This is a genomic window from Edaphocola flava (assembly GCF_004118155.1).
Classification (GTDB): Bacteria; Bacteroidota; Bacteroidia; order Chitinophagales; family Chitinophagaceae; genus Edaphocola; species Edaphocola flava.
This window is the reverse complement of record NZ_SAIQ01000002.1, coordinates 737,416-751,321: the sequence shown is the minus strand read 5'-3', so window position 1 is coordinate 751,321 and position 13,906 is coordinate 737,416. Positions and strand designations below refer to the sequence as shown.

The following is a 13,906-nucleotide window of genomic DNA, read 5'->3' as shown; positions in this document are numbered from 1 at the left end:
TATTAGGTAATGATCTGTGCCCCTTGTTTACGCACATACATGGTCTTGATCATAATCGTCTGCCCTTCTACCTTACCTTCTATATAGCCCGTATCATTAGGGTCCAGTTTAATATTCTTTACCACAGTACCCAGGCTGGCATTTACCGTAGAGCCCTTAACATCCAGCGATTTGATCAGCACCACACTATCACCATGTTCCAGCTGGTGGCCGTTGCAGTCGCGGTGCAGGTCTACACTACCATCATTTTCATGATCACCGGTAGCCTTAGCCCACTCCATATTATCCTCATCCAGATACATCATATCCAGCAGGTCAGCAGCCCAGCTCTCCTGGCGAAAGCGGTTCAGCATTCTCCAGGCCACTACCTGTACCGCTGGTGCTTCATTCCACATTGCCGTAGGCAGGCATTGCTGCCAGTGCGCAGGATCCAGTTCTGCTTTTTTCTCTACCTGATTATGACAGGTTTCGCAGATATAGACCTCCCGGTCGGCACTGTTCGATGCTGTCGGGGGCACCTCATAAACCATTAAATGATCTTTCGACTCACATAATTCGCATTGATTCTGACTTCTTTCCTGTAGTTGTTGTACGGTCATTTCGTTCTATTGGTTTAAAATTTACATGTCATTTTTGATCTTCTTATAGCTGGTCACAATACCCTTGATCAGCGAAGAGCTAAAGCCCTGGTGCTCCATTTCATTAAGCCCGGCTATGGTACAGCCTTTAGGCGTAGTCACCTTATCTATCTCTTGTTCGGGATGTGTATGTCGCTGCAACAGCAATTCTGCCGCACCTTTTACCGTCTGTGCCGCGATCAGTGCTGCCGTGCGGGCATCGAAGCCAATCTCTATACCGCCCTGAATATTAGCACGTATATAGCGCATCGCATAGGCCGTACCACAGGCACCCAGTACTGTAGCAGCATCCATCAGCTGATCTTCGATCATGATGGCAATGCCCAGCTGGTTAAAGAGGTGGGTCACAAAATCGGTCTGCTCTGTACTGGCATTGGCTGCCGACAGACAGGTTATACTTTCTTTTATAGCGATGGCCGTATTGGGCATAGCACGAAATACGGTGTATGCAGGATCGGTAAGGCTTTGCAGGTCTTGCAGGCTGATGCCGGTCATGACACTGATGATGGCATGTTGCTTCGGATCCAGCTGCGGTCGCAGGCTGTTCAGGATATCCTGTATCTGGAATGGTTTTACGGCAAACAATACCCACTGTGCATCTACCACGGCAGTTGCGTTCTCACTGGTAACGGTTATGCCGCGCTCCTGCAGGTGTGCAAGGGCAGCAGTATTTCTGCGGGTGATGGTGATCTGTTCCGGCAGCATAAAGCCGCTGGCGATAAGCCCTTCAGCTATAGCCTGGCCCAGGTTGCCCCCTCCGATGATTGCAATACGATTCATGATGCGCAAAGAAACGAAAATTAAATAGCAATTTAAATTATATAGCCTGCCTGGGAATGCTTTCTCGCATTTTAGCCTAATTTTGCCAGACAAAAACAGATATATCTTGCCGCAAAAAAATGCTCCCGATCCACAACATGACGCTGACAATATGCGTCTGGCCAAAAGAATGGCTCATCTGGGCTTCTGCTCGCGCAGAGAGGCCGATGAATATATATTGAAAGGCTGGGTGAAGGTAAATGGTGTGGTGACCAAAGAGAAGGGTATGCGTGTGCAGGAAAGTGATGTGATCACACTGAACGACCAGGGACAGCAGCAGCAATCTAACCGGGTTACCATTATACTGAACAAACCAGTGGGTTACGTAAGTGCGCAGCCCGAAAAAGGATACAAAGCCGCGGCAGAACTGATCACGCCACAAAACCACTGGGCTGAAGATAAGAGTGGTATACGCTACCACGAAAAGCAGGCTTATGGTCTGGCGCCTGCGGGCAGGCTGGATATAGACTCTGTAGGACTGCTGGTACTGACGCAGGATGGCCGCATAGCCAAACAGCTGATCGGTGAAAACAGCGGTGTAGAAAAGGAATACCTGGTACGTGTGGTGGGTAAGATTATACCTAAAGGGCTGGAGCTGCTCAACCATGGACTGAGCCTGGATGACGAGAAGCTGAGACCGGCCAAGGTGACCTGGCAGAACGAGGATCAGCTGCGCTTTATACTGAAACAGGGTAAGAAAAGACAGATACGCCGTATGTGCGAACTGGTGGGCCTTAAGGTGGTGCACCTCAAGCGCATACGCATGGGCAATGTGCGCCTGGGCACTTTACCACCGGGCAAGTGGCGATACTTAGGTAAGGATGAAAAGTTTTAATAATCAAAAAGGGCCGCGTTTGCGGCCCTTTATTGTTCCTGTTATTTCACAGCTAGCGCACGCGCCCTAGCGTGTGACCTCATACGCTCCTCTCGTTAATTTCTAGCACAGCGTAGCGACGTCGAAAAATATCCATTAGTAATTATAAAAGGAGATGTCTCCATTCCGCTACGCTACAGTCGACAGGACGAGATGGATGTGTACCCTAGGTACTCGAAGGCTACTGTGGATACAAAATTGTCGTTTCGGTAGCCTCAATGAACAAATTACGGCTCCATTCGTTTATGGCACACGCGAGGCGCGTGCGCCAGCTGGGGGTAAAACAGGCATTATCGGGTATACTGCACATCGAATCGCAACAAAAATCATAAGGTACTTTAATGCCTCTTACAATGTATTATATCGCTCCTGCCCAATACTGAATACAAGGGCCAAACAACTCAATTGAGTTACAGCTTTGCTGCATCGGCACACTAAAAACATAAACCTGCCTACCCTTTAACTACCTGCACCGGCTCAAAACCTACATTGACGCACCAAAAAGTAAAATGTCATTCAGCTTTCTGGTGGTCGGGGGTACCATTGATCTGCCTGCAGGCAGGCAAACTAATATCTTAAGGGTATACAACATACTGGTTCTATAAAGCTTTGCTACCCCTTGCACTCGGCTATTGTCTACCCTTGAGTATGTTTTGGAGTACCTTCATTAATCTTTTCGATAGGTTACATTTTACATTTTTCTACCTTCAATTTCCGTTTTGGGCACGTGGGGGTACCTCTGAGGTAGGGGTGGATATATTATGGGGCACACGCGGAGCGCGTGCCCTCGCGGGGGACCTCATATGCTCCTATCGTCATTTCGAGCACAGCGTAGCGACGTCGAGACATCTCCTTGTGCTGCAAAAAGAGGAGATGTCTCCATTCTGCTGCGCTGCAGTCGACAGGACGAGAGGGATGTGTACCCTGAGGTACTCGAAGGCTACTGTGGAGACAACACATTCGTTTCGAGGGCCTCAACGAACAAATTACGACTCCATTTGCGGCTAGCGCACGCACCCTCGCGTGTGACCTTATACGCTCCTATCGTCATTTCGAGCACAGCGTAGCGACGTCGAGAAATCTCCATTAGTAATTATAAAAGAGGAGATGTCTCCCTTCCGCTGCGCTACAGTCGACAGGACAAGAGGGATGTGCAACCTGAGGTACTCGAAGGCTACTGTGGAGACAACACATTCGTTTCGAGGGCCTCAGCGAACGGGTTATGGTTCCATTCAGCGCTAGCGCACGCGACCTCGCCCGCATGCGCTATATCTAGTCTTTATACTTTATAAAAAGAAAGGGCTGCACATGCAGCCCTTTCTTACCTCTATAACATCCGGGTAACCGGTTCTAACTGTTCTAATTCATCGTCGGTAAACAACCGGTAGTGTACCTTAAAGGTTTTGCCCAGCGGGGTCTCCAGCGAGAAGCCTCCGGGACCAAAGCCCTCCAGTACATCGAGCGTAAAGTGGGAGTACTGCCAGTACTCAAACAGGTCGCGGTCTACCCAGAATTCTGCCCCATCGACATGGCCTATGAGTACATCGTTCATACGCGGATAGAAGCCTCCCTTTTCGAAGCACTGCGGTTGTGTACCCTCGCAGCAGCCCCCGGCCTGGTAGAACATCAACTCTCCGTACTGCTGCTCCAGCTGCCGTACCACCTCCATCGCCTTTTCCGTTACGGCTAGTCTTTGTACCATATCTGTTCATTTATATTATAGCGTGCCATTAATTGTTGTAAACACCCACCTGCAGCTGTTGTGTTGCATACAGGATAGGTGTTACATAAAGCATAATCAACCGTATAACCAATGACTTAAAAGAAGCCCAGTTTATTTTTGTTGTATGAAATCAACATATTTTTGGCCTGGCGGTAGTGTGCCAGCATCATTTTATGATTCTCTCTGCCGATACCGGATTGCTTATATCCGCCAAACGGTGCACCTGCCGGGTAGGCATGGTATTGATTGACCCAGATGCGTCCGGCCTGGATCGCTCTTGGTACACGGTACAGTTCATGCGCATCGCGCGTCCACACACCGGCACCTAAGCCGTACATAGTATCATTGGCAATCTCAATAGCTTCCTCCTGCGTTTTGAAGGTGGTTACAGCCAGTACCGGTCCAAAGATCTCTTCCTGGAAGATGCGCATTTTATTATGTCCCTTAAACAGGGTTGGTTGAATGTAGTAGCCATTCTCCAGATCGCCACCCAGGTGGTTTATATCACCTCCGGTCAGCACTTCTGCCCCTTCTTCCTTGCCCAGTTTGATGTAAGATGCAATCTTGTCTTTCTGTATCTGAGAGGCTTGTGCACCCATCATTACGGTTGGGTCCAGCGGGTTACCTACTTTAATCGCTTTTACGCGTTCGATCACTCTGGCAATAAAGGCTTCATAAATATCTTCCTGTATGAGCAGGCGCGAAGGGCAGGTACAGATCTCGCCCTGGTTCAGGGCAAACAGTACAGCTCCTTCAATGGCTTTGTCGAGGAATTCATCATCATGATCCATCACCGAGCTGAAGAAGATATTAGGAGATTTACCACCCAGCTCCAGGGTAACGGGAATAATGTTTTCTGTAGCATACTGCATGACCAGTCGGCCGGTGGCGGTAGAGCCCGTAAATGCCGCTTTGGACACCTTAGGATTGGTAACCAGTGCCCGGCCCAGCTCTCCGCCAAAGCCATTCACTACATTGACTACACCTGCAGGCAGCAGATCGCCGATCAGCTCCATCAGTACCATAATAGATACCGGTGTACTCTCTGCAGGCTTCAGCACCACACAGTTTCCCGCGGCCAGTGCCGGGGCCAGCTTCCATACGGCCATCAGGATAGGAAAGTTCCATGGAATGATCTGTGCCACTACACCCAGCGGCTCGTGTACGATCAGGGATACGGTATGCTCATCTAATTCGGTATGCGAACCTTCCTCTGCACGGATGACACCGGCAAAATAACGGAAGTGGTCTATAGCCAGTGGTATATCGGCTGCCAGCGTTTCTCTCACTGCCTTACCGTTATCTACGGTCTCTACTGCGGCCAGTTGCTCCAGATTGGCCTCCATACGGTCGGCAATTTTGTTGAGGATGATGCTGCGCTCGGTAGCGGAGGTCTTGCCCCAGGTCTTAAAGGCCTCATGCGCTGCATTTACGGCCAGTTCCAGGTCTTCTTTAGAAGAGTGTGCCACTTTGGTAAATACATTGCCGTCTATCGGCGATATTACATCGAAATATTTTCCGTTGGCCGGCGGGGTCCACTGACCATTGATATAGTTGTCATATTGTTCCCAGAAGCTCGGACGATTAATAACTGTTGACATAATTTGTTGTTTTAATATTTGTCTAAGTTATCCATGTCCTTACGGAAAGGATAGCAAAATCGTATTTTAGGATAGTAAAATCGTCTAAGCACATGCTTGTGTTAAATTTTATTTCTATTATTACGTCTGGCTCAAATAATGCTTAAATTTGAGTATCACCCTATTCCCAATCTATTCATAATCAGACATATGGCACAACAACGTATTATACCGGATATTCCTGGCCTGCAATTACCGCAACAATTGAGCAGCCTGGTAGAGCACCGTACCACGTTTAATATGAATAGTTGTGAGTTCTCTATCTATGAGACGCACCAGTCTGCACGGGATGTAAAGCTGCACTTTCAGCACATGGCTTATACGGCTATGCTGCGGGGCAGAAAGGTGATGAAATTGGAGGACAAAACGGATTACTTTGAATACCTGCCGGGAGAGAGTGTGCTGGTGGCACCGGGAGAGACCATGTTGATTGACTTCCCGGATTCTGATGAGCAGCCCTCTCAATGCATATCGCTCAGTATCAGTCCCGAGTTTGTAGAGCATACCTTACAGTACCTCAATCATCAGTATGGCAAGGTAGATGAGGAAAGCAGCTGGAATATAAGGGAGGAGGATTATTACCTGTTTAACAGCACTGCCCTGGCCTCCGCCACAAATAATATCATGCGCATTGCAATGGAAGATAATATGCAGAAGGATATTATGGCTGATCTGGCACTGAAGGAGTTACTGATACGCCTGATGCAGACACAGGCACGCAAACTGGTTGAGAATAACCAGCAGCGCAAAAAAACGCCGGGCCGCCTGGCTTTTGTGATAGAATATATCAAGAGTAACCTGCATCAGAAATTATCGATCGAAAATATTGCGAAGCTGGCTTATATCAGCAAATCCAATTTCTTCAAACTGTTCCGCCAGGAGCTGGGTATGTCTCCCAATGAGTACATTCTCCAGGAACGCATCAGCAAGGCGAAAAACCTGCTGCGTTTTAATACCAGTATTAAGGAAGTGGCCTACCAGACGGGCTTTTCAGATACCAATTACTTTATCAAATCTTTTAAGCAGGCGGAAGGTGTGACGCCCAAAAGCTATCAGAATGCGTTACTGATCGCGGGTTGATTCTTTAATTCAAAAATATAAAGGTAAAGGTCAAATTGTAAATAAATACCTATGCTCAAAAAACGAATGCACATGTATTCTTTGGGCTCCCATTTATAATTTATGCTATACCTTTTGTCTTGATGAAAAAAAAGGCATTTTGGGGCCTTTTGTTGCCGGACAAAAGAACGAATAAGATATAAATAGAATGTACGACATGCAAATAGATATATAATAATAAAGGCTACCGGATCGGTAGCCTTTATTATTATATATACTTTGCTGTATTATTTCAACAGGTTTCTGCTGATTACGATTTTCTGCACTTCGCTGGTTCCTTCATAGATCTGAGTGATCTTCGCATCACGCATCAGGCGCTCTACGTGGAATTCTTTTACATAACCGTAACCACCGTGGATCTGAACCGCTTCGTTAGTTACAGTTTGTGCGATCTGAGAAGCAAACAGTTTAGCTGTAGCAGAAGCTACATCATAGTTCTCATGCTGGTCTTTTAACCATGCTGCTTTCAGACATAACAGACGAGCTGCTTCTACGTCAGTAGCCATATCTGCCAGTTTGAAGGCGATAGCCTGGTGGTGCATGATCTCTTTACCGAATGCTTTACGCTCTTTAGAATATTTAGTAGCCAGTTCTAATGCACCGCTTGCAATACCTAATGCCTGAGAAGCGATACCGATACGGCCACCGCTCAGTACTTTCATGGCAAAAGAGAATCCGAATCCGTCTTCACCGATACGGTTTGCTTTTGGCACTTTTACATCCTGGAACATGATAGTGTGTGTATCACTACCACGAATACCCATTTTATTTTCTTTAGCACCTACAGTAACACCATCCCAAGCTTTTTCTACGATGAAAGCATTGATACCTTTGTGCCCTTTATCTGCATGTGTTTGTGCGATAACCAGGTAGTAAGAAGCTGAATTACCATTAGTGATCCAGTTTTTAACACCATTCAACAGGTAGTAATCACCCATATCTTCAGCAGTAGTGCGCTGAGAAGTGGCATCAGAACCCGCTTCCGGCTCGCTTAATAAGAAAGCACCGATTGCCTGACCACTAGCCAGAGGTACTAAGTATTGTTGTTTTTGTTCTTCTGATCCGAATTTTTCCAGACCCCAGCATACCAATGAGTTGTTTACGCTCATACATACAGAAGCTGAAGCATCTACTTTAGAAATTTCTTCCATTGCCAATACATAAGAAACGGTATCCATACCAGCTCCGCCGTATTTAGGATCTACCATCATTCCCATAAAGCCCAGCTCTCCTAATTTCTTAATTTGCTCTGCAGGAAATTTTTGCTGATCATCACGCTCAACTACACCCGGTAATAATTCTGTTTGAGCGAAATCACGAGCTGCCTTTTGGATCATCAGCTGCTCTTCTGTAAACTGGAAATTCATAAAGTAATTTTGTTTAAAAAATGTAAGCGTCTTTTTTGACGCGACAAAGATAATTCTTTTGTATTAAAATCAAAGCAGATTCCTATTAAGTAAATTGAGTATCCGTTTAAAGGAAACAAAGTCTAGCATTATGATTTAGTAGCCTATATAGCTATTGCTACCTTTTGCCTTGATGCAAAAGGTACCGCCAAAAAATCAAGGCTGTATAAATCCCTGGCTAAAAATCAATGTGTCGGTCGGTCGCAAACCAGACTCACTTCGTTCAGACAGTGGTTTGCAACTCTATCGACCGAGCCAATGATTTTATGAACGCCGGATTTATAAGGCCTTTCTAAGCGATCTGTACTTGTACGGATCGCTTATTGTTTTCATCACAGCGATAGCCATTTTGGTTGGAGCTGCGATCGTTGAGCACCGAACGAATCACACGTTAAGCTCAGACGATCAATGCACGCAACGGTACAAAATGGCGGTGCTATGCAATCGCCTTGATGAAAACAAAGGCATTTTTGTTCCTTTTGTTGCCGGACAAAAGGACGAAGAAAAAAGGTTACTATATGCGGATAGCCAGTTTACTTAATATGAATACGGCTGTATACAAAGGAAAAGGCCGCAAATATGCGGCCTTTAAATATTTTATATTGCAGGCAAAAATTATTGCTGTGCAGGAGCTTGCTGATTTTTAGCAGGAGCTTGTTGTTGTTGCTGTTGTTGCTGCTCTTTAGCAGAAGGTTTGTTCTGTCCGATACCCAGAGAGAATGTAGATAAGATGCACAGTAACATAATTGCTGTTGCAGTGTACCAAGTCCCTTTTTCCATTACATCACCAGACTTCTGTACACCCATAACCTGGGTACCTACACTACCGAAAGAACCGGAAAGACCGCCTCCTTTAGGCTTCTGGATCAGAATGAAGAATGCTAATACAGCACATGCTACGATGATTAATATGATATAAAGGCTAGTCATTTTATTTTAATTCTTTTTGTAAATTTTCTATTTTCTGAGCAAAATAAACACTTTTATCTGGATTTTTCAAACATAATTTTTGATACATTTCGATCGATTCCCTGATCTTGCCCTGTTTGGCATAAACAATAGCCATAGATTCGCTGACCACGCCATCTTCACGGGATATAGAATTGACCGCCATTTCGAATACAGAAGCCGGTATTTCATCACTTTCTTCTTCCAGTGCCTCGGCCAGTTTCTGTCTCTGCCACATGGCTTTCAGTGCACTCTTCTCCTGCTCTTCCTGTTGCTCGTGGCGGGTTTTATGCTGCAGGAACTGTAACCATTCTGCAAAACTCATCACCACCAATAAAGATTTATCTACATCTTCTTCATCGCCTTCCTGTGCATCAATATGCGGAAAAGTCATTTCGTCCAGATCTTCTTTTTCGGGAAGGTCTGTAGATACATCAATACCCTGCTTGGCAAAATAGTCCACAGTAGGGGCATCAAAGGTCAGTTCATGCGTAAAGAAATCTTCTTCTGCAATAACATTATCTGCCACAAGAGGCTCTTCAATGACCGTTTCCGTCACTGCTTCCGGCGCATCTGCTACCTCCTGGCTGATGAGTGAGGCCCAGGTCTCTTCTTTATCTTTCCAGTAATGAAAAACCACGGGATTATAACCATAGATCTCCAGCAGATCGCGATTCACTACATTGCCCAATTGCTGGTAATGTGCCATTAAAGGTGCCAGGGAAAAATAAGGATAATCCTGCTCCAGTTTTTTCAAAGCAGTATTATCTTCCTGTAGCAGTAAATCGGGCTGTTGCAGCCAATGGTGTATTTGTGTTCCTGAGATCAAAATGAAAAATGTTTACCAGTTTACAAAAGCCTTATTAAAGATATCATCAGCCAGTTGGTTTCCGATGTCTTCTATAAGTTTGTTCTCTACCGATTGTAATTGTTGGTTCGCTCCAAAATCTGCAAAGCGGCTGAATGATTGCTTAAAGCTCGCCTTAGGATCCAGCTTGTTTTTAAACTCTATCTGTACCGTAATGGTCAGGCGGTTCTGCGAGGCCTGTGCCTGCTGAGCGCTACCCAGACCGGAAATCGTTACATTGTAACCCGTTATTGCACCACTCAGCTCATAGTCGGCATTAAGGCCCTGAACCGGTGCCAGACCAGTCTGGGAGAGAATACGACTCCTGATCTTATCGGTCAGTGTAGGGCTTAGTGTAGGCACCACATTGGCCGAATTGTTCTGGAGATTCTGCACATTCATGGTCTTACCGGCAATGCTTGCGCCGGTAAAAGAATATACTTTACACCCAAGCCAGAAAAAGCAGGCCATTAGAATCAGTGCAATGTTTTTGATGCAGTTCTTCATACGATTATGCAAAAGTATTTAATTTTTTCGGCATTGGCCGCAAAGCTTGCGCAGATTACACACTGCTTACAAATGCCATTGTAAACTACCAAAGGGATAGGTATGCATACCATCCTCCTGCTCCAGGATCAGCGTACCATCGCCGCTTACCGCAATTATCCTTGCTGTAAATACAGTCCCGTCCGGCATATGAGTAAAACGCACTTCCTCGCCTCTTTTGTACAGGAATTGATTGTACTGCTGTAAAGTATGTTTAAATAATTCTGGTTTATAATAGATCAGTTCATTGAGCAGGCCACTGCGCAGGTCATTGATGATCTCAAAAAGGTCGTACTCCTTGCCCGATTCTGCTTTGAGAGAGGTTGCCCTTGTCAGCTCCGGGTTGAAGTTGGTCTGGTTTACATTGATGCCAATACCGATCACAGCATTGGTCCATTGCATGCCACGGAATACATTTTCGATCAGAATCCCTACTGCCTTTTTGTCATTGACATAAATGTCATTGGGCCACTTAATATGCACTGTCCAGTTTTTACCGATGGCTTCAAAATAGCGCGCAATGGTTGCAGCCACCATCATATTGAGGTGAGCGGGTGAGCGGGTCAGTGCCCCTGTGGGCTGTACTATCAGGCTCATCATGACATTTTCTCCGGGCCGGGTGTCCCATTGCTTGCCTCTTTGTCCCCTGCCCTGCGTCTGATCCAGTGCCCATACGACTTCGCCATGATGTGCCAATCCGTCCTCTGCCAGTCTTGTGGCATAGATATTGGTACTATCTACTGTAGGTAAATAATGCAACCAATTTGGATAAGCTTTAACAGTGTTAATTGCCAAAAGATTTCTTAATTTTGGACGCAATATAAAATTAGATTTTTAATTTTCAATTTATAAACTAGTATTGGACAATAATCAATCAGGTGCGGCAGACAAAAAAGCTGTAGTAAGAAAAGCACAACAAAGAGTAACCCGGGACAGCGCCATTTTCAAAACTATCATTTCGGCCATTGAGGACAAGAAAGGAGAACGTATCGTTTCACTCGATCTGCGTAATATCGAAGAAGCGGTAGCGGACTTTTTCATTGTCTGTGATGCGCAGACACACATTCAGGTGAAAGCCATTGCGCAGCACATTGAAGAAGAAGTACGCAAAGAATGCGGCGAAAAACCTTACCATGCAGAGCCAGGACAGCAATGGACCCTGGTAGACTATGTAAATATTGTGGTACACGTATTCCAGACGGAAGAACGCAAATTCTACGATATCGAAAGTCTGTGGCTGGATGCTGAAAAGCAGGAGCACCCATAGCCATACGAAACACGTCATGGCCTCCCTATTACTAATACAAAACAGACAATGGACGAGCTTAATAATAAGAAGACCCCGCAACAGCCGGGGATGAATAATAACAATCAGGGCAAAAAACCTAAGACCTCTTTCTACTGGATTTATGGCATTATTTTAGCGATTATAATCGGTATGCAGTTTATCAGTCTTGGTGGCGGAAAGAATAAAGAAATTTCTTTCCTGCAATTCCAGAACGAATTTCTGCTGCAGAATAAAGTCGATAAAGTTGTTATTGTAAACAACCAGGTAGCCGAGGTTTTCCTGAAAGACTGGGCGAAAGAGAAACCGAAACGCAATGATCGCTATGATATGCTGATGTCCAATAAGGACGGCGCATTTGATTTTGCCTTCAATATTGGTAAATACGAGGTCTTTAATGACAATTACCAGGAGGTTATGAAACAGCTGAAAGCTGAAAACAAACCTGAAGTACCGGTTTTCCTGGAAGACAGAGGCAATCCTTTTGCTTTCCTTACACAACTGATCCTGCCGGCAATCGTACTGATCGGTATACTGATCATGTTCCGTAAAATGAGCAGCGGTGGCGCAGGTCCTGCAGGTGGTGGTATCTTCAACATCGGTAAGTCTAAAGCACAGCTGTTTGAAAAAGGGACTATGGTTAATATCACCTTCAATGATGTTGCCGGACTGGACGAAGCAAAAGTGGAGATCATGGAGATCGTAGATTTCCTGAAAAATCCTAAAAAATATACAAATCTCGGTGGTAAAATTCCCAAAGGAGCCCTGCTTGTAGGCCCTCCGGGAACGGGTAAAACCCTGCTGGCTAAAGCTGTTGCCGGTGAAGCGCAGGTACCGTTCTTCTCTATGTCGGGTTCCGATTTCGTAGAGATGTTCGTAGGTGTAGGTGCCAGTCGTGTAAGAGACTTATTTAAACAGGCTCGCGAAAAAGCACCTTGTATCGTATTTATCGATGAGATTGATGCGATAGGCCGTGCAAGAGGCAAGAATGCGGTAATGAGTAATGATGAGCGTGAAAATACGCTGAACCAGATGCTGGTAGAAATGGATGGCTTTAGCGGAGATAGTGGTATCATTATCCTTGCAGCGACCAACAGACCAGATGTACTGGATGCGGCTTTATTACGTCCGGGTCGTTTCGACCGTCAGATCTCTATCGACCTGCCAGATGCTAAAGGAAGAGAAAAAATATTCCAGGTGCATCTGACCCCGATCAAAAAATCAGCTAACCTTGATGTGCAGAAACTGGCCATCCAGACGCCTGGTTTTGCGGGTGCAGACATTGCGAATGTGTGTAATGAAGCTGCCCTGATCGCTGCCCGTAATGGTAAGACAGAGGTAGATATGAAGGACTTCAATGATGCAATTGACCGTATCATCGGTGGTCTGGAAAAGAAAAACAAGATCATTCAACCAGAAGAGAAAAAAGTAATTGCTTATCACGAAGCGGGTCATGCCGTAGCAGGATGGTTCCTGGAGCATGCACACCCACTGGTAAAAGTTACCATCGTACCGAGAGGTACCGCTGCACTGGGCTTTGCACAATACCTGCCTAAAGAGAAATACCTGACCTTGACACAGGAACTGGAAGATGATATGTGTATGACCCTTGGTGGTCGTGCCAGCGAAGAAATCTTCTTTGGTAAAATCTCTACAGGTGCATTGAGTGATCTGCAACAAGTGACCCGTACTGCCTATGCTATGGTCAGTATCTATGGTATGAATGACAAGATCGGTAATATCTCTTTCTATGATCCGCAAAGCGAAGGTAGCTTCCAGAAGCCTTATAGTGAAGAGACCGGCAAGATCATCGACCAGGAAGTAAAACTATTGTCAGACAAGGCATACCTGAGAGCTAAGGCATTACTTTCTGAAAAACGCAGAGAAGTAGAACTGGTTGCTGAAGAATTATTGAAAAAAGAAGTCTTATATAAAGATGACCTGGAGCGCCTGATCGGCCAGAGACCATTTGAAGATCCGCAGGACACCCCGTTCTTCCCGGAAAATGGTAATACTGCCCCTCCGGCAATTGATCCGGTTACCTTTAATGCATAAGTAATC

13 protein-coding genes are annotated in these 13,906 nt (G+C 45.6%); 4 read left to right on the top strand and 9 right to left on the bottom strand.

Annotated elements, in window-relative coordinates:
* Positions 1–2: 2 nt before the first annotated feature.
* Both EMP01_RS09470 and proC read right to left on the bottom strand, forming a co-directional pair.
* Positions 3–599, bottom strand: a complete 597-nt coding sequence (locus EMP01_RS09470) for a PhnA domain-containing protein (RefSeq protein ID WP_129021263.1) — start codon at positions 597–599, stop codon at positions 3–5.
* A 21-nt stretch (positions 600–620) separates the two neighbouring features.
* Positions 621–1,418: a pyrroline-5-carboxylate reductase gene (gene proC, locus EMP01_RS09465; protein WP_129021262.1), complete on the bottom strand. Its 798-nt coding sequence runs from the start codon at positions 1,416–1,418 to the stop codon at positions 621–623.
* 106 nt (positions 1,419–1,524) lie between these two features.
* On the opposite strand from proC, the gene EMP01_RS09460 reads away from it, so the two are divergent.
* Positions 1,525–2,292, top strand: a complete 768-nt coding sequence (locus EMP01_RS09460) for a pseudouridine synthase (protein WP_202616031.1) — start codon at positions 1,525–1,527, stop codon at positions 2,290–2,292.
* A 1,366-nt stretch (positions 2,293–3,658) separates the two neighbouring features.
* On the opposite strand, the gene EMP01_RS09455 is transcribed toward EMP01_RS09460, so the two are convergent.
* Positions 3,659–4,033: a DUF779 domain-containing protein gene (locus EMP01_RS09455; protein WP_129021261.1), complete on the bottom strand. Its 375-nt coding sequence runs from the start codon at positions 4,031–4,033 to the stop codon at positions 3,659–3,661.
* Between the two features lie 116 nt (positions 4,034–4,149).
* The gene (locus EMP01_RS09450; protein WP_129021260.1) at positions 4,150–5,655 is read right to left on the bottom strand and encodes an aldehyde dehydrogenase family protein; all 1,506 of its coding nucleotides are present in this window, start codon (positions 5,653–5,655) and stop codon (positions 4,150–4,152) included.
* Between the two features lie 189 nt (positions 5,656–5,844).
* Between EMP01_RS09450 and EMP01_RS09445 the strand changes: the two genes are divergently transcribed.
* Positions 5,845–6,774 carry a helix-turn-helix transcriptional regulator gene (locus EMP01_RS09445; protein WP_129021259.1) on the top strand — a complete coding sequence of 310 codons (930 nt, stop codon included), beginning with the start codon at positions 5,845–5,847 and terminating at the stop codon, positions 6,772–6,774.
* A gap of 266 nt (positions 6,775–7,040) precedes the next feature.
* Here the strand turns inward: EMP01_RS09445 and EMP01_RS09440 are convergent, their stop codons facing one another.
* The 5 genes from EMP01_RS09440 to EMP01_RS09420 all read right to left on the bottom strand — a co-directional run bounded on the left by EMP01_RS09440 (position 7,041) and on the right by EMP01_RS09420 (position 11,355).
* The gene (locus EMP01_RS09440) at positions 7,041–8,180 is read right to left on the bottom strand and encodes an acyl-CoA dehydrogenase (RefSeq protein ID WP_129021258.1); all 1,140 of its coding nucleotides are present in this window, start codon (positions 8,178–8,180) and stop codon (positions 7,041–7,043) included.
* A gap of 654 nt (positions 8,181–8,834) precedes the next feature.
* Positions 8,835–9,149, bottom strand: a complete 315-nt coding sequence (gene secG / locus EMP01_RS09435) for a preprotein translocase subunit SecG (protein ID WP_129021257.1) — start codon at positions 9,147–9,149, stop codon at positions 8,835–8,837.
* A 1-nt stretch (position 9,150) separates the two neighbouring features.
* Positions 9,151–9,996, bottom strand: a complete 846-nt coding sequence (locus EMP01_RS09430; protein WP_129021256.1) for a hypothetical protein — start codon at positions 9,994–9,996, stop codon at positions 9,151–9,153.
* Between the two features lie 12 nt (positions 9,997–10,008).
* Complete coding sequence (locus EMP01_RS09425; RefSeq protein ID WP_129021255.1) at positions 10,009–10,521, bottom strand: LptE family protein; 513 nt, start codon at positions 10,519–10,521, stop codon at positions 10,009–10,011.
* 66 nt (positions 10,522–10,587) lie between these two features.
* The gene (locus tag EMP01_RS09420) at positions 10,588–11,355 is read right to left on the bottom strand and encodes a biotin--[acetyl-CoA-carboxylase] ligase (RefSeq protein WP_161971297.1); all 768 of its coding nucleotides are present in this window, start codon (positions 11,353–11,355) and stop codon (positions 10,588–10,590) included.
* A 64-nt stretch (positions 11,356–11,419) separates the two neighbouring features.
* Here EMP01_RS09420 and rsfS point away from each other — a divergent pair, with 64 nt between their 5' ends.
* Entirely contained in the window at positions 11,420–11,827 is a 408-nt protein-coding gene (gene rsfS / locus EMP01_RS09415) for a ribosome silencing factor (RefSeq protein ID WP_129021253.1), read from the top strand.
* A 48-nt stretch (positions 11,828–11,875) separates the two neighbouring features.
* A complete protein-coding gene (gene ftsH / locus EMP01_RS09410; RefSeq protein ID WP_129021252.1) occupies positions 11,876–13,900 on the top strand; it encodes an ATP-dependent zinc metalloprotease FtsH in 2,025 nt (674 codons plus the stop codon).
* The last annotated feature ends 6 nt before the right edge of the window (positions 13,901–13,906 follow it).